The following is a 16,842-nucleotide window of genomic DNA, read 5'->3' on the forward strand; positions in this document are numbered from 1 at the left end:
CGCACGTGCCGCTAGTCGTGGTCTCGCCGGGCGGTGGCGTAGCCGAGCGCCTCACCAATCGTGTTGTGGTGGAACAGAAAACCGGCGCGCTCGAGCGCCGACGGGATGGCCCGCTGGCCCGTCAGCAGGCCTTCGTCGGCGAACTCCCCGAGCGCGGCCCGCACCGCGAACCCGGGCAGCATCAACGGCGTCGGACGGTTGACCGCCCGCCCGAACGCGGTGGTGAACTCGGCGTTGGTGACCGGCGCGGGCCCGGTCATGTTCACCGGCCCCGACAGCGCGGTGTTCGATATCGCGAACAGCAGCGCGCGCACTTCGTCCTCCAGCGTGATCCACGACATGTACTGCCGACCACTGCCCAGCCGGGCCCCGAGGCCCGTGCGGAACAGCGGCCGCAACCGCCCCAGCGCGCCACCGGCGGGGGAGAACACCAGCCCGGTGCGGGCCAGCACCACGCGGGCGCCGCCGTATTGGGCCGGCAGCGTGGCGGCCTCCCAGTCCTCGCACAGCCGGGCCAGGAAACCGCTTCCGGCACGGTCGTTTTCGTCGACCACGCGGTCCTTGGTGTTTCCGTAGAAACCCACCGCGCTGGCGTTGACCAGGGTCGCCACCCCGGCGTCGGCGACCGCGTGCGCCAGGACTTCGGTGGGGGCGATGCGGCTGTCGCGCAGGCTCTGCTTGAAGGCGCCCGACCAGCGGCGCTTGCCGATGTTGACGCCGCACAGGTTGACGACGGCGTCGACGTCGCCCAGCGTGTCGGGGTCGAGGTCGCCGCTCTCGGGGTTCCAGTGCACCTCGTCGGCGTTGCTCGGCGCGCGACGTACGATGCGCAGCACGCGGTGGTCGGCGGCCCGCAGGGCCGCGGTGAGGGCGGAGCCGATCAGGCCGGACGACCCTGCGACCGCGACGACGAACTTTTGACCAGCCACGTTCGCGCTCAGAGCCCGAGGTCGGCCTCGAACGCTCCCTCTTCGAGCCGGTGCTTGATGGTGGTCAGGAACCGCCCGGCATCCGCGCCGTCGATCAGCCGGTGGTCATAGGTCAGCGGCAGGTAGCAGATCGATCGGACACCGATCGATTCGTTGCCGAATTCGTCGACGATCACCCGGGGGCGTTTGACGATGGCGCCGGTGCCCAGCATCGCGGCCTGCGGCGGGACCAGGATCGGGGTGTCGAACAGCGCCCCCTGGCTGCCGATGTTGGTGATCGTGAACGTGCCGCCCGAGAGCTCGTCGGGTTTCAGGTTGCCCGAGCGGGCGCGCGCGGCGATGTCGGCGATCGCCCTGGCCAGCCCGGCCAGCGACAGGTCGCCGGCGTTGTGCACGACGGGGGAGAGCAGACCCTGTTCGGTGTCGACCGCGAAGCCGAGGTGCTCGGCGTCGAAGTAGGTGATCTCCTTGGTTTCCTCGTTGTAGCTCGCGTTCACGTTCGGGTGGATCTTGAGGGCGTCGATCACCGCGCGGGCGATGAACGGCAGGAAGGTCAGGTTGACGCCTTCGCGTTCGGCGAACGCCGCCTTGGCCCTGGCCCGCAACCCGACCAGCCTGGTCATGTCGACCTCGTGGGTCTGGGTGAGTTGGGCTGTGGCCTGCAGGGATTCGCGCGTCTTGTTGGCGGTGATCTGACGGATCCGGCTGGCCTTCTGGGTGGTGCCGCGCAGGTGCGCCAGCGCCGGCGCCGGGGTGGGCGCGGGAGCGGCCTTGCGGGCCTCGCCGGCAGCGGGGGTGGGAGCAGCAGCGGCGGCGGGCGCCTTGTCGGCCTGCTGCTTGCGCTCGGCGGCCGCCAGCACGTCTTGCTTGCGGATGCGGCCGCCCACTCCGGTGCCGGTGACCGAACTGAGGTCGATGTTGTTCTCGGCGGCCAGTTTTCGCACCAGCGGCGTCACGTAGGGGGTGCCGTCGCCGCTCGCGTCCGCCGGCTGGGCCTGTGCGGGTTGGGCTTTCGGCTCGGGTGCCGCCTTCGGTTGCGGTGCGGGGGCCGGCGTCGGTTCGGGCTTCGGCTGCGCCTGGGGCTGGGGCTGTGGTTGTGGTTGCGGTTGTGGCGCGGGTTCCGGCTTGGGTTCGGCCTTGGGCGCGGGCGGCGGCTGCGGCGCGGCGGGGGCGGCGGCCTCGGAACCGCTGCCGATGCGGGCCAGCTCGCCGCCGACGGGCACGGTGGCGTCTTCCTCGGCGGTGATGCTGATCAGCACACCGGCCACCGGCGACGGGATCTCGGTGTCCACCTTGTCGGTGGACACCTCGACAAGCGCGTCGTCGACCTGGACCGAATCGCCGACCTTCTTGAGCCAGCGGGTCACGGTGCCCTCGGTCACCGACTCACCCAGTTCGGGCATCAGCACCGGGGTGGCGTCGCCGCCGCCGGAGCTCTGCTGGGCCGGCTGCGGCTCGGGCTGGGCCTGGGGCTGCGGCTCGGGCTCGGGTTGCGCCTCGGGCTGGGCGGGGGGCGCCGACTGCGCCTGCGGCTCTTGCTGGCTCGGCGCCTGGGATCCGCCGTCCTCGTCGCCGATCACGGCCAGCTCGCCGCCGACCTCGACGGTGTCGTCTTCCTGGGCGACGATCTTGGTCAGCACACCCGCGGCCGGCGACGGGATTTCGGTGTCGACCTTGTCGGTCGACACCTCGACGAGCGGCTCGTCGAGTTCGACCGTGTCGCCTTCCTGCTTGAGCCAGCGGGTGACCGTCCCCTCGGTGACGCTCTCACCGAGTGCCGGCATCTGGACGGAGAAGGCCATCTTTTCTGACTCCTCGATCGCTCGTGGGTCGGGGCGGGTCGTGCAGCTCGCTTGTGGAAGGCGAAGTAGCAATCCAAAACTATCCTGTCACTGCGGCCGCGCCGGCACGCAGCCAGGGCAGATACCGCGCGCTGGCCGGGTGACCCCGATCACGCTTGCTACCGTGTGGCCACGGCAGCCAGAGCGGGAGGTCCGATGCCGCCATCACAACAACTACCCCGGCATTTCGTCGACAGCGCGGACGGCGCGCGCATCGCCGTCTACGAAGAGGGCAACCGCGAGGGCCCCACCGTGGTGCTGGTGCACGGCTTTCCCGACTCGCACGTGCTGTGGGACGGGGTCGTGCCGCTGCTGGCCGAGCGGTTCCGGATCATCCGCTACGACAACCGCGGCGTCGGCCTGTCCTCGGTGCCCAAGCCGGTATCCGCCTACAGCATGGATCGCTTCGCCGACGACTTCGCGGCGGTGACCGGCGAGCTGAGCCCGGGCGCGCCCGTGCATGTGCTGGCCCACGACTGGGGCTCGGTGGGGGTGTGGCACTACCTCAAGCGCCCCGGCGCGGGTGACCGGGTGGCCACGTTCACGTCGGTGTCCGGACCCGCTCAGGACCAACTGGTCGACTACATCTTCACGGGCCTGCGCGCGCCGTGGCGTCCGCGTACTTTCCTCCGGGCGCTCAGCCAGGCGCTGCGGTTCACGTACATGCTGCTGTTCTCGATCCCGGTGCTGGCGCCGTTGTTCCTGCGGCTGACGCTGTCGGTGCCGGCGCTGCGCCGCAACGCGGTCGACAACATTCCCGTCGAGCAGATCCATCATTCCGACAAGCTCGCGCGCGACGCCGCCCAGTCCGTGAAAACCTATCCCGCCAACTACTTTCGCTCGTTCTCCGGTCGCAAGGGCGGCGTCGCGGTCATCGACGTGCCGGTGCAGCTGATCGTCAACACCAGGGACAAGTACGTGCGGCCGTACGGGTACGACCACACCCCGCGCTTCGTGCCGCGGCTGTGGCGCCGCGACATCCGGGCCGGTCACTTCTCCCCGATGTCGCACCCGCAGGTGATGGCGGCGGCGGTGCACGACTTCGCCGACCTGACCGAGGGCAAGCAGCCCAGCCGCGCCCTGTTGCGCGCGCAAATCGGGCGCCCGCGCGGATCGTTCGGCGACACCCTGGTGTCGGTCACCGGCGCCGGCAGCGGCATCGGGCGCGAGACCGCGTTCGCGTTCGCGCGCGAGGGCGCCGAGGTGGTGATCAGCGACATCGACGAGGCGGCCGTCAAGGCCACCGCCGCCGAGATCGCCACCCGCGGCGGCGTCGCGCACGCCTACGTGCTCGACGTGTCCGACGCGCAGGCGGTGGAGGCGTTCGCCGAGCGGGTCAGCGCCGAGCACGGCGTACCCGACATCGTGGTCAACAACGCCGGCATCGGGCAGGCGGGCGGGTTCCTGGACACCCCGGCCGAGCAGTTCGACCGGGTGCTCGACGTCAACCTCGGCGGGGTGGTCAATGGCTGCCGCTCGTTCGGGCGGCGGATGGTGGAGCGCGGCACCGGCGGCCACATCGTCAACGTGTCGTCGATGGCCGCCTACGCCCCGCTGCAGTCGCTGAGCGCGTACTGCACGTCGAAGGCGGCCACCTACATGTTCTCGGACTGCCTGCGCGCCGAACTCGACACCGCCGGCGTCGGCCTGACCACGATCTGTCCCGGCGTCATCGACACGAACATCATCAAGACCACCCGCTTCGACGCGCCCGCGGGAAAGCTGGCCGAGGCCGTCGACGGGCGCCGCGGGCAGCTGGGCACGATGTTCGCGCTGCGGCGCTACGGCCCCGACAAGGTCGCCAACGCGATCCTGTCGTCGGTCAGGAAGAAGAAACCGATCCGCCCGGTCGCGCCGGAAGCCTATGCGCTGTACGGACTTTCGCGGGTGGCGCCGCAGGGTCTGCGCAACGCCGCGCGGATGCGGGTGATCTGAGGCGATTACGGGCCCGTGGCCGCGCCGCGGCGCCCGGTCAGCAGGGTGGCGCCGATCGCGATGACGCCGAGCACGGCCAGCGGGATGGCCCACGCCCGGCGGCCACCCACCGACGACTGGCACTGCGCGACAAAGTCGGTGTGCGGGACGATCTGGTTGAGGATCGGGATATTCGCGCCATTGCTGTTGTTCGCGCTTCTGGCCTCGGAGAGATCCGTCGCGACGGCGTTGCCGCACCCCACCGAGTGGCCATTGCTGTCGGTGACCGACACCGGCGCCAACAAACCGATGACCCCGGCCAGCAACAGCACCGCGCCCACACCGATGATCAACCGCCGCGCCGTCATGGTCCGCCTTTCTCGCCATTTCCTGCCGGGGATTACGACCGCTTGCAGATTAACCGGAGCGAAGCGCCGATAAACCCGGACGGATACAGCGCCCGTGGGTGGGTATCCCGCCGCAGTAGTCACGAGCGGAAAGGATGTGCGGTGATCACTGCGACGCGAGAGGTGCCCGTCCCGTGCGAGCGGGTGTGGGAGGTGCTTGCGCAGGGCTGGACCTACACCCAGTGGGTGGTCGGCAACAGCCGCATGCGCGCCGTGGATCCGAACTGGCCGGAGGCCGGCTCCTCGATCAGGCATTCCATCGGGATCTGGCCGCTGGTGATCGACGACGCCACCATCGTGGAGGAAAGCGAACCGCCGCACAGGCTGGTGTTGTGCGCCCGCCTGGGGCCGATGGGCGCCGCGCGGATCACGATGCTGCTGCACGAGATTCCGCAGGGGTGCCGGATCGAAATGATCGAGGTGCCGGTCGAGGGACCGATGAGCCTCGTTCCCGATTCGGTCGCGTTGGCCGCGGCCTACCCGCGTAACAAGGAGTGCCTGTTGCGGCTGGCGGCACTAGCGGAACGTCTGGAGCCGAGCCAGGTGAAGTGACCGTGCACGACGCTGCCGACGCGGTCGTCATCGGTGCCGGGCACCACGGGCTGGTTGCCGCCGCGATGCTGGCCGACGCGGGGTGGGACGTGCTGGTGCTGGAGGCCCAGCCGGAGCCCGGCGGCGCGGTGCGCAGCGCCGAGTTGACCCCGGGCTACATCACCGACCTGTTCAGCTCGTACTACCCGATGACGGTGGCCTCGCCCGCGATCGCCGCGCTGCGGCTCGAGGACCACGGCCTGCGATGGTCACACGCGCCCGCGGTGGTGGGCCACCCCCGCGGCGCCGCCGACGACGACCCGCCCATCATCTACCGCGACCCGGCTCGCACCGCCGCGGAATTCGCGCGCCGCGAGCCCGCCGACGGCGAAAACTGGTGGCGCGTCGTGAAGTTGTGGGAGCGCATCAAGGCGCCCCTGCTCGACGCCATGCTGGCGCCGTTCCCACCTGTGCGCCCGCTGCTGCGGCTGCTGGCCGAACTCGGTACGTCGGAAGCGATCCGGGTCGCGCGCCTGCTGGTGCAGCCGGCCAACACCATGGCGAGCGAGCTGTTCGCCGGGGAGGCACCGCGAGTCTTGTTGTTGGGCAACGCCATGCACGCCGACGCCCCGCCCGATGCGCCGATCAGTGGCGCCATGGGCTTTTTGATGACGATGCTGGCCCAGGACTGCGGCTGGCCGGTGCCGGTCGGCGGGTCGGGTCAGCTAACGGCCGCGCTGGTCAGCCGTGCCCGCTCCGCCGGCGCGCGAATCGAGTGCAACGAGAACGTTTCTCGCATCGAGGTGCGGGGCGGCCGGGCGGTCGCGGTGACGACGGCCGGAGGGCGCACGGTGCGGGCGCGTCGGGCGGTGGTGGCCGACGTGACGGCGCCGCGACTGTTCTGCGACATGCTGCCCGCCGACGCGGTGCCGCCCAAGGTGCGGCGCGACCTCGAGCACTTCGCGTGGGATCCGCCGGTGGTCAAGGTGAATTATGCGCTGCGCGAGCCGGTTCCGTGGCGGGCGCAACGGCTGCGCGGGGTGGGCACCGTGCACCTCGGGGCCGACGGCGACGGGCTGGTGCGCTGGATGGCCGACCTGAACACCAAGACGGTGCCCGATCATCCGTTCATGTTGCTGGGGCAGACCACCACCGCCGACCCCACCCGGTCGCCGCCGGGCACCGAAAGTGTGTGGGCGTACACGCATTTGCCCCGCAATGTCGCCGACGACTCCTCTGCCGAGCGCCTCGCCGGCTCGGTTGACCGGGTCATCGAGGAGCATGCGCCCGGCTTCGGCGCGGCGGTGATCGACCGGTTCGTGCAGCGGCCGTCGGACCTGGAGGCCAGCGACGCCAACCTGCACCTGGGCGCGCTCAACGGCGGCACCGCGCAGCTTCAGCAGATGCTGATCTTTCGACCGGCGGCCGGGATGGGCCGGGCCGAAACCCCGGTCGACGGGCTGTATCTGGGCAGCGCGTCGGCCACCCCGGGCGGTTCGGTGCACGGCGCCTGCGGGCGCAACGCGGCCAACGCGGCGCTGGCCGCGGGCGGGGTCAGCGGCTGGCCGCGGCGCAGGCTGACCCGCGCCGCGATGTCGCTGCTGACGAAATAGTCTGTGCGTCAGCCGTTTTCGGCGATGTCCTCGAGGACCGCGAACATGGTGCGGACCGGAACGCCGGTGGCGCCCTTGGGCGAATACCCCCACGGCCCGCCGGTGTTGTAGGCCGGGCCGGCCACGTCGATGTGCGCCCAGCCCACGCCGTCGGCGACGAACTCGCGCAGGAACACGCCCGCCACCAGCATGCCGGCGAAGCGCTGCCCGCTGATGTTCGACAGGTCGGCCACCGTGGACTTCAGGTCCTCCTTGAGTTCGTCGGGCAGCGGCATCGGCCAACCGTTTTCGCCGACCCGCTGCGAGATCGCGGCCACCCGGTCGCGGAACTCGTCGCTGCCCATCACCCCGGGGATCCGGCTGCCCAGCGCCACCGTCTGCGCGCCGGTCAGCGTGGACGTCTCGATCAGGTAGTCCGGGTTGTCCTCGCAGGCGCGCACGATGGCGTCGGCCAGGATCAGCCGGCCCTCGGCGTCGGTGTTCTGCACCTCGACGGTGATGCCGCCGTACTGCGTCAGCACGTCACCCGGGCGCTGCGCCGTCGCCGACGGCATGTTCTCGGCCATCGGCACGGTGGCGATCACGTCGATGGGCAGCTGCAGCTGCGCGGCCAGCGTGACCGTCGCGATGACCGCCGCGGCCCCGCCCATATCCGAGGTCATGTGGTGCATCCCGGCTGCCGGCTTGATCGAGATGCCGCCGGTGTCGAACGTGACGCCCTTGCCCACCAGGGCGACTCGCTTCGCCTGCTTGGACCGCTTGGCCAGCTTCGCGCCCCGGTGGGTCAGCCGCACCAGCCGCGGCGGCCGCGACGACCCCTGGCCGACGCCGATGATCCCGCCGTAACCGCCCTTGCGCAGCGCCTTGTCGTCGAGCACCTCGACCTCGAGCCCCACCGACTCGCCCAAAGCCCTTGCGCGCTTGGCGAATTCGTCAGGGAACAGGTGGCTCGGCGGGGTGTTGACGAAGTCGCGGGCGGTGGCGACCGCGGTCGCGACGGCCGCACCGTGCGCGGCGTCCTTCTTGGCGTCCTTGGCGGTGGCGAGCACCGTGATCTTGCCCAGCCCTTTGTCTTTGGGTGCGGACTTGGGGCTGCGGAAGTCGGTGAACCGGTAGCTGCCCAGGATCAGGCCCTCCACGGCGGCCGAGACGACGCCGTCACCGGGCAGCTCGCCCAGCGTGGTGATCACGGCTGCGGTGCTGCCCAGCGACCGCGCGGCCACCCCGGCGGCGCGGCGGACCGTGTCGGCCGGCCACTCCGGCCGCGGCTTGCCCAGGCCGATCGTCAGCACGCTGGACACCGGCAGCGAACCCACCACCAGCCGGTGCACCTGGTCGGCGCCGCCGGTGGCCTCCAGCGCGCGCAGCCCGGACTCGATCTCGGCGACCGCATCCGAGGACAGGAACGGTCCGGCCTCGGCGACGGCCGCGCCCGGCTTGTCGTCGTCGCCGGTCGAGACGACGGGCACGATCAGCACGGTGGACGCGGCGGCGCGCCGGGGCAGCGAGGAGGCGACAGTGACAGCGGGGGAGGCGTAACCGGGTTCTGTGCTCATCCGCATCACCCTAACGGGCCGCCCGTCGCGGCCCCTTAGGGTGAAGAGTCGTGAGCAACGAAGCCGACCTTCTGCACGGACCGTTAGAAGACCGTCACCGCGACCTGGGTGCCAGCTTCGCCGAGTTCGGCGGCTGGCTGATGCCGGTGTCGTATGCGGGCACGGTCAGCGAGCACAACGCGACGCGGAACGCGGTCGGCCTGTTCGACGTCAGCCACCTGGGCAAGGCGTTGGTGCGCGGGCCGGGCGCCGCGCGGTTCGTCAACGCCGCGCTCACCAACGACCTGAACCGGATCGGGCCCGGCAAGGCGCAATACACCCTGTGCTGCACCGAATCCGGCGGGGTCGTCGACGATTTGATCGCCTACTACGTCGACGACGACGAGATCTTTCTGGTGCCCAACGCCGCCAACACCGCGGCCGTGGTCGACGCGCTACAGGCGGCCGCGCCACCCGAACTGACCATCACCAACCTGCATCGCTCCTATGCGGTGCTGGCCGTGCAGGGCCCGCGCTCGGCCGACGTCCTCGGCGAGCTGGGCCTGCCCACCGACATGGATTACATGGCCTACGCCGACACCTCGTATTCCGGGGTACCGGTGCGGGTCTGCCGCACCGGCTACACCGGCGAGCACGGCTACGAGCTGCTGCCGCCGTGGGAGTCCGCCGGTGTGGTGTTCGACGCGCTGGCCGCCGCGGTCAAGGCGGCCGGCGGCGAGCCGGCCGGCTTGGGCGCCCGCGACACGCTGCGCACCGAGATGGGCTATCCACTGCACGGGCACGAACTGTCGCTCGACATTTCCCCGCTGCAGGCCCGCTGCGGCTGGGCGATCGGCTGGAAGAAGGAGGCGTTCTTCGGCCGCGACGCCCTGCTGGCCGAGAAGGAGGCGGGGCCGCGGCGGCTGCTGCGCGGGCTGCGGATGACCGGCCGCGGGGTGCTGCGCGCCGGGCAGACCGTGCTGGCCGGCGACACCCCGGTCGGGGTGACCACCTCGGGCACCTTCTCCCCGACGCTGCAGGCCGGCATCGCGCTGGCGCTCGTCGACACCGACGCCGGGGTCGAGGACGGCCAGGAGATCACCGTCGACGTCCGCGGCCGTCGCGCCGCCTGCGAAGTCGTGCGTCCGCCGTTCGTCGCGGTGAAAACCCGCTAGCCACGCCGCCTGCGCGGGCGAAATCCGATTCGGCGGGCGGATATACAATCTGCGGATGACCAGTGGCTCCCTCGAGTTCACGGTTTCGCGCTCGACACGTCCGGCGACCGACACCGAACGCGAAACCATCCTGGCCGAGCCGGGTTTCGGTAAATACTTCACCGACCACATGGTGGCGATCGAGTACGACGAGGGCCGGGGCTGGCACGACGCGCGCGTCATCCCCTACGGCCCGATCGAGTTGGACCCGTCGGCGCTCGTGCTGCACTACGCCCAGGAAATCTTCGAGGGCCTCAAGGCGTACCGCTGGGCCGACGGCTCGATCGTCTCGTTTCGCGCCGAGGCCAACGCCGCCCGGCTGCGTTCGTCGGCGCGGCGGCTGGCGATTCCCGAACTGCCCGAAGAGCTGTTCATGGAATCCCTGCGCCAGCTCATCGCCGTCGACAACGCCTGGGTCCCGTCCGCCGGTGGGGAAGAGGCGCTGTATCTGCGCCCGTTCGTCATCGCCACCGAGCCCGGTCTGGGCGTGCGGCCCTCCCGGCAATACCGCTACCTGCTGATCGCCTCGCCGGCCGGCGCCTACTTCAAGGGCGGCATCAACCCCGTCACGGTCTGGGTGTCGACGGAGTACGTGCGGGCCAGCCCCGGCGGCACCGGCGCGGCCAAGTTCGGCGGCAACTACGCCGCCTCGCTGTCCGCCCAGGCCGAAGCCGCGGCCCACGACTGCGACCAGGTGGTGTGGCTGGACGCCGTCGAGCGACGCTTCGTCGAGGAGATGGGCGGCATGAACATCTTCTTCGTGTTCGGCAGCGGGGGGTCGGCGCGGCTGGTCACCCCGGAACTGTCCGGCTCACTGCTACCCGGGATCACGCGGGATTCGTTGCTGCAGTTGGCCATTGACGCCGGGTTCTCCGTCGAGGAACGCAAGATCGACATCGACGAGTGGCAGAAGAAGGCCGCCGCCGGCGAGATCACCGAGGTGTTCGCCTGCGGCACCGCCGCGGTCATCACACCCGTCTCCCACGTCAAGTACGGCGACGCCGAATTCACCATCGCCGACGGCCAATCCGGCGAGGTGACGATGGCGTTGCGCGACACGCTCACCGGGATTCAGCGGGGCACCTTCGCCGACACCCACGGCTGGATGGCCCGGCTCGGGTAGGCAGCTCGGGTAGCCGCCCGATCGCCCGGCCAGTCGGGCGCTCGGGTGTCGGCGCCCGGCTGGCCGGGCGCTCGGCGCGTTAGAACCGCACCAGGGCCGCGAGCGCCACCGCGCACACCGTCGTCGTCAGCTCGATCGCGGCGCCCAGCACGTCGCCGGTGATCCCGCCGAAGCGGCGCGCGCAGTGCCGCACCAGGACCGCGCCGCAGCCCAGGCCCAGCAACGCCGCCGCCGGTCCGTGCCACGGCCGCGGCCCGGCCGCCAGTGAAATCGCCAGCAGCACCGCGACCCAGGCCGTCACCACCGCCGTCGGCTGGCTGCCGGCGACCGCGGCACCCAGCGCGCTGCCCTCGGCGGCCGGCACCGCGCGGTGACCGGCCAGCACCGCGGCGACCCGCCCGGCGAACACCGCCACGGCGATCCCGACGACGCCGCGCACCCCGCCGCCCGCGCCCAGCGCCGAGAACGCCAGCCCCTGCAGCAGCACCACGACGACGACGGCGGCCACCCCGAACGGCCCGGTCGATCCCTCCCGCATCACCGCCAGCGCCCGCTGCGGCGGCCCGTAGCAGCCCAGGCCGTCGGCGGTGTCGGCGACACCGTCGACGTGTAGGCCACGCGTGATCAGCAGCAGCACCACGACCGCAAGCACCCCCGCCAGCGGGGTGCACCGGCCGAAGGCCAGCTCCGCGCCCCAGGTGATGGCCGCGGCCAACGCCCCCAGGCCCGCGCCCACCACCGGAAGCGCCGTCAGGGCGCCGCGGCCCATCGGCGCGGTCCGCGCACCCGGGACGGGCAGCACCGTCCCGAACGCGAAAGCCGTTGCCAGCGAACGGATCACGATGGGGGAGCGGCCTGGTCGGGGCGGTTGGACACGCCGGCCTCGGTGAACGTGGCCATCGACGACAGGGCGGCCACCGCGGCGCGCAGCACCGGCACCGCCAGCGCGGCGCCGGTTCCCTCGCCCAGCCGCATGCGCAGGTCGAGGATCGGCTCCAGATCCAGTGCCGTGAGCGCCAACGCGTGGCCCGGCTCGGTGGACCGGTGACCGGCCTGCCACCACATCCGGGCGCCGGGAGCCAGGTGCTCGGCGACCAGCGCGGCCGCCGTCACCGCCATGCCGTCGAGCAGCAGCGGCGTGCGCCGCACCGCGGCCTGCGCGCAAAAGCCCGCCATCGCCGCCAGATCCGCCCCGCCCGCGCAGCGCAGCAGCGCGACCGGGTCCGGCAGCACCTGCCGCGCGCGGAACAGGGCGTCGCGCACCGCGGCGGTCTTGCGTCCCCACCCCGCGTCGTCGATCCCGGTGCCGAAGCCCACCACCACGACCGGCTCGGCGTTGGTCAAAGCCGCCACCAAAACCGCTGCGGCCGTGGTGTTTCCGATGCCCATGTCGCCGGCGATCAGCAGATCCGCGCCCGCGTCGACCTCCTCGTCGGCGATGGCGGCGCCGGCGGCCAGGGCCCGCTCGGTCTCCTCGTCGCTCAACGCGTCCTGCACCGCGATGTCGCCGCTGCCGCGCCGCACCTTGTGGGCGCCGATCGGTGGACTGAGCGCCTCGGCGTCGACCGCCAGGTCCGCGACGCGCACGCTCGCCCCGGCGATGCCGGTCAGCGCGTTGATCGCTGCCCCGCCGGCGTCGATGTTGGCGACCATCTGCGCGGTCACCTCCGGCGGGTACGCCGACACCCCCGAGCGGGCGACGCCGTGGTCACCGGCGAACACCACCACCCGGGCGCGCTCGAACTGTCGCGGGGGGCATTGCCCCTGGCACGACGCGATCCACACCGACAGGTCCTCGAGGCGGCCCAGCGCGCCGCGCGGCTTGGTGAGGGCGTCCTGGCGCGCGCGGGCGGCGGCCGCGGCGCCCGCGTCGGGCGGTGACACGACGGCGAATTCCATTAGGCCCCCGACGGTTTGATCGGCACCGCCTGCCCGGCCACCACCAGCACCACCCGATCGCACAGCCGGGCGAGGCGCTGGTTGAGGCCGCCGAGTTCGTCGGCGAACCGGCGCCCGGCGGCGGTGGCGGGCACGACGGTCAGCCCGACTTCCGGGCTGACCAGCACCAGTGTGGAGGCGAAGCCCTCGACCGCGGACAGCACGTCGTCGACCGGCGCCGCCACCGAGCCGCCCTCCCATGCGTTCTCGCGGTCCATCGCGCCGGCCAGCCAGGTGCCGAGATCGTCGACCAGGGTGGGGGTGTCCGCGGATTGGCGCAATTGCGTTGCGATGTCGCAGGCTTCGATCGTCGACCAATGCGCGGGCCGGCGCTCACGATGCTCGGCGACCCGGTGCGCCCAGGCCGCGTCGTCGGCACCGGCCGGCCCGGGAGCCAGGTAATGGACCGGCCGGCCGGGCGGCAACCCCGCGGCGATGGCGTCCTCCGCCCACCGTGACTTGCCTGACCTGATCCCGCCGAGCACCAGGGTGCGCACCGGCGTCAGCCGGCCTTCGGGTAACGGTTATTCGACACTGGCGCCATGCTTGACCTGGGGCCGCGGCGCCCGCAGCCGGCGCATCTGGGAGGCGCGGCCGGCGGCGTAAAGGCCTAGCTTCCAACGGCTTTCGGTGTTGTCGGGGAATTTCGCGTCGACCAGCTTGCTGACTTTGCGGCCCAGGATCAGGCCGTCGACGCTCATCACCGCCATCAGCGCCAGCATCGCCGGGGAAATCCAGAGCTGCAGCTGCGGGACGCCGAACATGACGAACATCAAAAACAGGGTCGACGGCATGAACAGGCCCAGCAGGTTGCGCCGGGAATCCACCACGTCGCGCACGTAGCGTCGGATCGGGCCCTGGTCGCGCGGCAGCAGGTAGCCCTCTTCGCCGGCCATCATGCGATTGCGGCGCTCCGACATGCGCGCGCGGTTGGCGGTCTTTTCGGCGCGGCGCTCCTCGCGGCTGAGCTTGGGGCCGGCCAGCGATTTGCGCCGGGCCCGCGCCTCGGCGGAGGTCATGGGTGCGGGCGCGACGGGGCCCTTCTTCGCGTTCCGGCGGGCCTCGTTGCGCTTGGGCGTGGGGCGCCCCTTGGGTCCGGTCCGGCGGGGTGCGGCGTCCGGGCCGCCAGCAACGTCGGAGGCGGCCGACACGGCCACGGTTTCGTCGAGGTCGGTGTCCTGGCCCTTCTTGCGACCCAAAAGCTTCACAGGGGCCAGGTTACTTCGCGGATGACGCGCGCCGGAATTCGCCTGGAATGCCTTGCTATTAGACCTGCGTTAGTGCCGCACTTGGCCCTACTCTTACACGTGATGAATGGCTGCCTTTGATGGACGACGGGTCGATGGCCTCGGATGATGCTGCCCCCGGCCTGGCGCCCGGCCGCCTTCAGCTACCCGCGATGCAGGTTTTGGTGGCCCCGGACTGTTACGCCGACAGCATGTCCGCCCTGGAAGCCTCCGCCGCCATCGCGACGGGCTGGACACGGTCGCGTCCGGGCGACCGGTTCATCGTCGCGCCGCAGTCCGACGGTGGGCCCGGCTTCGTCGAGGTGTTGGCCAGCCGGCTGGGGGAGATGCGGCGATTGCGGGTGTCGGGGCCGCTAAAGGCCATGGTGGAGGCCGAATGGGTCTTCGATCCCGGGTCGGCGACCGCATACCTGGAGTGCGCCCAGGCCTGCGGTTTGGCGCTGCTCGGCGGTCCGCCCACCCCAGAGACCGCGATGGCGGCCCACAGCAAAGGCGTGGGGCAGCTGATCGCCGAGGCGCTGCGGGTGGGGGCGACGCGGATCGTCGTCGGGTTGGGTGGCAGTGCGTGCACCGACGGCGGCCAGGGCATGATCGCCGAGTTGGGCGGCCTGGACACCGCCCGCCGCCAACTGGGCAACGTGGAGCTGATCGCCGCCTCCGACACCGAATACCCCCTGCTCGGTCCGTGGGGAGCGGCCCGAGTGTTCGGGCCGCAGAAGGGCGCCGACACGGCCACCGTCGCGGCGCTGGAAGTTCGGCTGCAGGCCTGGGCGCTCATTTTGGAGGCGGTGGCCGGGCGCGACGTGAGCGCCGAACCGGGCGCGGGCGCCGCCGGCGGCATCGGCGCCGGGCTGCTCGCGCTCGGCGGGCGGTGTGAGTCCGGGGCCGCCATCATCGCCGAACACACCCGGCTTTCCGACGATCTCGACACGGCGGAGTTGATCGTCACCGGCGAGGGCCGCTTCGACGAGCAGTCCCTGCACGGGAAGGTGGTGGGCTTTCTGGCCGACGCGGCCCGGCCGCGGGGCATCCCGGTGGTGGTCCTGGCCGGCCAGGTCGATCTGGACAACGCGACGGTGCGCTCGTCGGGGATCATGGCCGCGTTGTCGATCGCCGAGCACGCAGGATCGGTGCGGCTGGCCCAGGCCGACGCCGCCAATCAGCTCATGGGTCTGGCCTCCGTTGTGGCGGCGCGACTCGGGAATAGCGGTCCTGCAAGGTACCGTTGATGGTGTGGACTTTCCGGCAGTCCGGCGGCGCCGGGCGTGATCGGTCCCCGCTCAACAAATGAGGCATGTAGGAGAAGCAATGACGGTGCAAAACGAGTCGAACGCCAAGACCCACGGCGTGATCCTGACTGAGGCCGCCGCCACCAAGGCCAAGTCGCTGCTGGACCAGGAGGGTCGCGACGACCTGGCGCTGCGCATCGCGGTCCAGCCGGGCGGGTGCGCTGGGCTGCGCTACAACCTCTTCTTCGACGACCGGTCGCTGGACGGCGACCTGATCGCGGAGTTCGGGGGTGTGACCCTGACGGTGGACCGGATGAGCGCGCCCTACGTCGAGGGCGCGTCCATCGACTTTGTGGACACCATCGAAAAGCAGGGGTTCACCATCGACAACCCCAACGCCGGCGGGTCGTGCGCCTGCGGCGACTCGTTCAACTGATTTCACCGCGAGACTGCGACTACCGACGCGTTCCCCGAGTAGGGCCGTCGGCGGTTGCGGTCTCGCGGCAAGAAAAGCTCTAGTACGAGCCCCCGGTGCGCAGCACGTATGAGCACACCATGATCTGGCCGCGCTGGAAGAGCAGCTGCGCGATGCCCTGCACCTGCCCGCGCATGGGTCCCCCGCTCACCGGCGACACCCGCATGGTGAACAAAGCCTGAGCCTGGTACTGCGACAGGTACACGATCTTGTCGATCGAGGTGATCTCCACCTCGGAGAACTGCTTGCGGAATGCGTCGCTGCTGAGCTTGGCCAGCGCCTGGTCGGATCGCTTGTCCTGGACGGCGTCGTAGAGGCCGCACAGCGCGTTCCGGGCGATCTCGTTGATGTCGCGGTGCTCGAGCGCGTCCAGGTATCCCTGAATCGCCGTCTTCGCCGCGCCCTCGGAGAACGTGGTGCCGGTGTTGGCCCCGTTGGTGCGCACCCCGTAGACGATGGCCACCGTCATCACCGCGACGAGCGCGATGGCCAGCGCCACGCCGACGATCAGCCGCCGCCTGGAGCGTGGCGGCGGATACGGCGCCGGCCCCGGGGGCGGCCCGGCATAATTGCCCGAAGGGGGTCCCGCCTGCGGAGCCGGGGTGAAGCCCGGGCCGCCGGTGGCGGGGTCATCGGGGAACTCGAGTGGCTCGGATTCGCGTGGGGGCTCGTGTCCGCTCGGTCCGTTGCCGCCGCCAGCGTGGTTCGGCGAGTGCGGGCCTGCCATCGTGGTTCTCCTACGGTGGTAGACGGGACTGCAAGCGGGTTGCGGCGCACGCATTGTGATCCCGGCGACTTGAGTGAGTTCCCTAGGGAGGCTAGCGCAGACCTTGCGGCGACCGTGCA

General features: G+C 71.3%; 16 protein-coding genes. 7 read left to right on the forward strand and 9 right to left on the reverse strand.

The window, feature by feature from the left end:
- Positions 1–11: 11 nt before the first annotated feature.
- Both P6281_RS11010 and sucB read right to left on the reverse strand, forming a co-directional pair.
- Complete coding sequence (locus tag P6281_RS11010; protein ID WP_008256026.1) at positions 12–929, reverse strand: TIGR01777 family oxidoreductase; 918 nt, start codon at positions 927–929, stop codon at positions 12–14.
- 8 nt (positions 930–937) lie between these two features.
- On the reverse strand, positions 938–2,731 hold the full coding sequence (gene sucB, locus P6281_RS11015; RefSeq protein ID WP_008256027.1) for a 2-oxoglutarate dehydrogenase, E2 component, dihydrolipoamide succinyltransferase: 1,794 nt from the start codon (positions 2,729–2,731) through the stop codon (positions 938–940).
- 195 nt (positions 2,732–2,926) lie between these two features.
- On the opposite strand from sucB, the gene P6281_RS11020 reads away from it, so the two are divergent.
- Positions 2,927–4,705 carry an SDR family oxidoreductase gene (locus tag P6281_RS11020; protein WP_014384548.1) on the forward strand — a complete coding sequence of 593 codons (1,779 nt, stop codon included), beginning with the start codon at positions 2,927–2,929 and terminating at the stop codon, positions 4,703–4,705.
- Between the two features lie 5 nt (positions 4,706–4,710).
- Here P6281_RS11020 and P6281_RS11025 read toward each other — a convergent pair whose 3' ends face one another.
- Complete coding sequence (locus P6281_RS11025) at positions 4,711–5,052, reverse strand: hypothetical protein (RefSeq protein WP_008256029.1); 342 nt, start codon at positions 5,050–5,052, stop codon at positions 4,711–4,713.
- Between the two features lie 141 nt (positions 5,053–5,193).
- Here P6281_RS11025 and P6281_RS11030 point away from each other — a divergent pair, with 141 nt between their 5' ends.
- The gene (locus P6281_RS11030; RefSeq protein WP_008256037.1) at positions 5,194–5,643 is read left to right on the forward strand and encodes an SRPBCC family protein; all 450 of its coding nucleotides are present in this window, start codon (positions 5,194–5,196) and stop codon (positions 5,641–5,643) included.
- Positions 5,640–7,235 carry a phytoene desaturase family protein gene (locus tag P6281_RS11035; RefSeq protein WP_014384549.1) on the forward strand — a complete coding sequence of 532 codons (1,596 nt, stop codon included), beginning with the start codon at positions 5,640–5,642 and terminating at the stop codon, positions 7,233–7,235. The genes P6281_RS11030 and P6281_RS11035 overlap by 4 nt, the downstream gene beginning before the upstream one ends.
- Before the next feature lie 8 nt (positions 7,236–7,243).
- Here P6281_RS11035 and P6281_RS11040 read toward each other — a convergent pair whose 3' ends face one another.
- Positions 7,244–8,791 (reverse strand): leucyl aminopeptidase, encoded by a 1,548-nt coding sequence (locus P6281_RS11040; protein ID WP_043954769.1) that lies wholly within the window; start codon positions 8,789–8,791, stop codon positions 7,244–7,246.
- Between the two features lie 50 nt (positions 8,792–8,841).
- On the opposite strand from P6281_RS11040, the gene gcvT reads away from it, so the two are divergent.
- Together gcvT and P6281_RS11050 are read left to right on the forward strand one after the other, a co-directional pair.
- Entirely contained in the window at positions 8,842–9,945 is a 1,104-nt protein-coding gene (gcvT, locus tag P6281_RS11045) for a glycine cleavage system aminomethyltransferase GcvT (RefSeq protein WP_014379950.1), read from the forward strand.
- 55 nt (positions 9,946–10,000) lie between these two features.
- The gene (locus P6281_RS11050) at positions 10,001–11,107 is read left to right on the forward strand and encodes a branched-chain amino acid aminotransferase (protein ID WP_008256044.1); all 1,107 of its coding nucleotides are present in this window, start codon (positions 10,001–10,003) and stop codon (positions 11,105–11,107) included.
- A gap of 79 nt (positions 11,108–11,186) precedes the next feature.
- Here P6281_RS11050 and P6281_RS11055 read toward each other — a convergent pair whose 3' ends face one another.
- Genes P6281_RS11055 through P6281_RS11070 form a run of 4 tightly spaced genes read right to left on the reverse strand, consistent with a single transcriptional unit; the run spans position 11,187 to position 14,202 of the window.
- The gene (locus P6281_RS11055) at positions 11,187–11,948 is read right to left on the reverse strand and encodes an adenosylcobinamide-GDP ribazoletransferase (RefSeq protein ID WP_014384552.1); all 762 of its coding nucleotides are present in this window, start codon (positions 11,946–11,948) and stop codon (positions 11,187–11,189) included.
- Positions 11,945–13,006: a nicotinate-nucleotide--dimethylbenzimidazole phosphoribosyltransferase gene (gene cobT, locus P6281_RS11060; protein ID WP_014384553.1), complete on the reverse strand. Its 1,062-nt coding sequence runs from the start codon at positions 13,004–13,006 to the stop codon at positions 11,945–11,947. The genes P6281_RS11055 and cobT overlap by 4 nt, the downstream gene beginning before the upstream one ends.
- Positions 13,006–13,542: a bifunctional adenosylcobinamide kinase/adenosylcobinamide-phosphate guanylyltransferase gene (locus P6281_RS11065; RefSeq protein ID WP_014382384.1), complete on the reverse strand. Its 537-nt coding sequence runs from the start codon at positions 13,540–13,542 to the stop codon at positions 13,006–13,008. The genes cobT and P6281_RS11065 overlap by 1 nt, the downstream gene beginning before the upstream one ends.
- Before the next feature lie 27 nt (positions 13,543–13,569).
- Positions 13,570–14,202, reverse strand: a complete 633-nt coding sequence (locus P6281_RS11070; protein WP_225331213.1) for a DUF3043 domain-containing protein — start codon at positions 14,200–14,202, stop codon at positions 13,570–13,572.
- A 242-nt stretch (positions 14,203–14,444) separates the two neighbouring features.
- Here P6281_RS11070 and P6281_RS11075 point away from each other — a divergent pair, with 242 nt between their 5' ends.
- Both P6281_RS11075 and P6281_RS11080 read left to right on the forward strand, forming a co-directional pair.
- Positions 14,445–15,521, forward strand: coding sequence for a glycerate kinase family protein (locus P6281_RS11075; RefSeq protein WP_008256049.1), 1,077 nt, complete (start codon positions 14,445–14,447; stop codon positions 15,519–15,521).
- A gap of 79 nt (positions 15,522–15,600) precedes the next feature.
- Positions 15,601–15,957: a HesB/IscA family protein gene (locus P6281_RS11080; RefSeq protein ID WP_008256050.1), complete on the forward strand. Its 357-nt coding sequence runs from the start codon at positions 15,601–15,603 to the stop codon at positions 15,955–15,957.
- Positions 15,958–16,036: 79 nt separating this feature from the next.
- Here the strand turns inward: P6281_RS11080 and P6281_RS11085 are convergent, their stop codons facing one another.
- Positions 16,037–16,723 (reverse strand): Rv0361 family membrane protein, encoded by a 687-nt coding sequence (locus tag P6281_RS11085; RefSeq protein WP_008256051.1) that lies wholly within the window; start codon positions 16,721–16,723, stop codon positions 16,037–16,039.
- Between the last annotated feature and the right edge of the window lie 119 nt (positions 16,724–16,842).

Origin of the sequence: Mycobacterium sp. 5-140-3-2, assembly GCF_035666375.1 — a bacterium.
Taxonomy (GTDB): domain Bacteria; phylum Actinomycetota; class Actinomycetes; order Mycobacteriales; family Mycobacteriaceae; genus Mycobacterium; species Mycobacterium intracellulare.

Excerpts from the sequence above, each read along its gene's own strand:
- sucB (WP_008256027.1), bottom strand. The coding sequence starts at position 2,731 with ATGGCCTTCTCCGTCCAGATGCCGGCACTCGGTGAGAGCGTCACCGAG.
- P6281_RS11020 (WP_014384548.1), top strand. The coding sequence starts at position 2,927 with ATGCCGCCATCACAACAACTACCCCGGCATTTCGTCGACAGCGCGGAC.
- P6281_RS11025 (WP_008256029.1), bottom strand. The coding sequence starts at position 5,052 with ATGACGGCGCGGCGGTTGATCATCGGTGTGGGCGCGGTGCTGTTGCTG.
- P6281_RS11040 (WP_043954769.1), bottom strand. The coding sequence starts at position 8,791 with ATGAGCACAGAACCCGGTTACGCCTCCCCCGCTGTCACTGTCGCCTCC.
- P6281_RS11050 (WP_008256044.1), top strand. The coding sequence starts at position 10,001 with ATGACCAGTGGCTCCCTCGAGTTCACGGTTTCGCGCTCGACACGTCCG.
- cobT (WP_014384553.1), bottom strand. The coding sequence starts at position 13,006 with ATGGAATTCGCCGTCGTGTCACCGCCCGACGCGGGCGCCGCGGCCGCC.
- P6281_RS11075 (WP_008256049.1), top strand. The coding sequence starts at position 14,445 with ATGCAGGTTTTGGTGGCCCCGGACTGTTACGCCGACAGCATGTCCGCC.
- P6281_RS11080 (WP_008256050.1), top strand. The coding sequence starts at position 15,601 with ATGACGGTGCAAAACGAGTCGAACGCCAAGACCCACGGCGTGATCCTG.
- P6281_RS11085 (WP_008256051.1), bottom strand. The coding sequence starts at position 16,723 with ATGGCAGGCCCGCACTCGCCGAACCACGCTGGCGGCGGCAACGGACCG.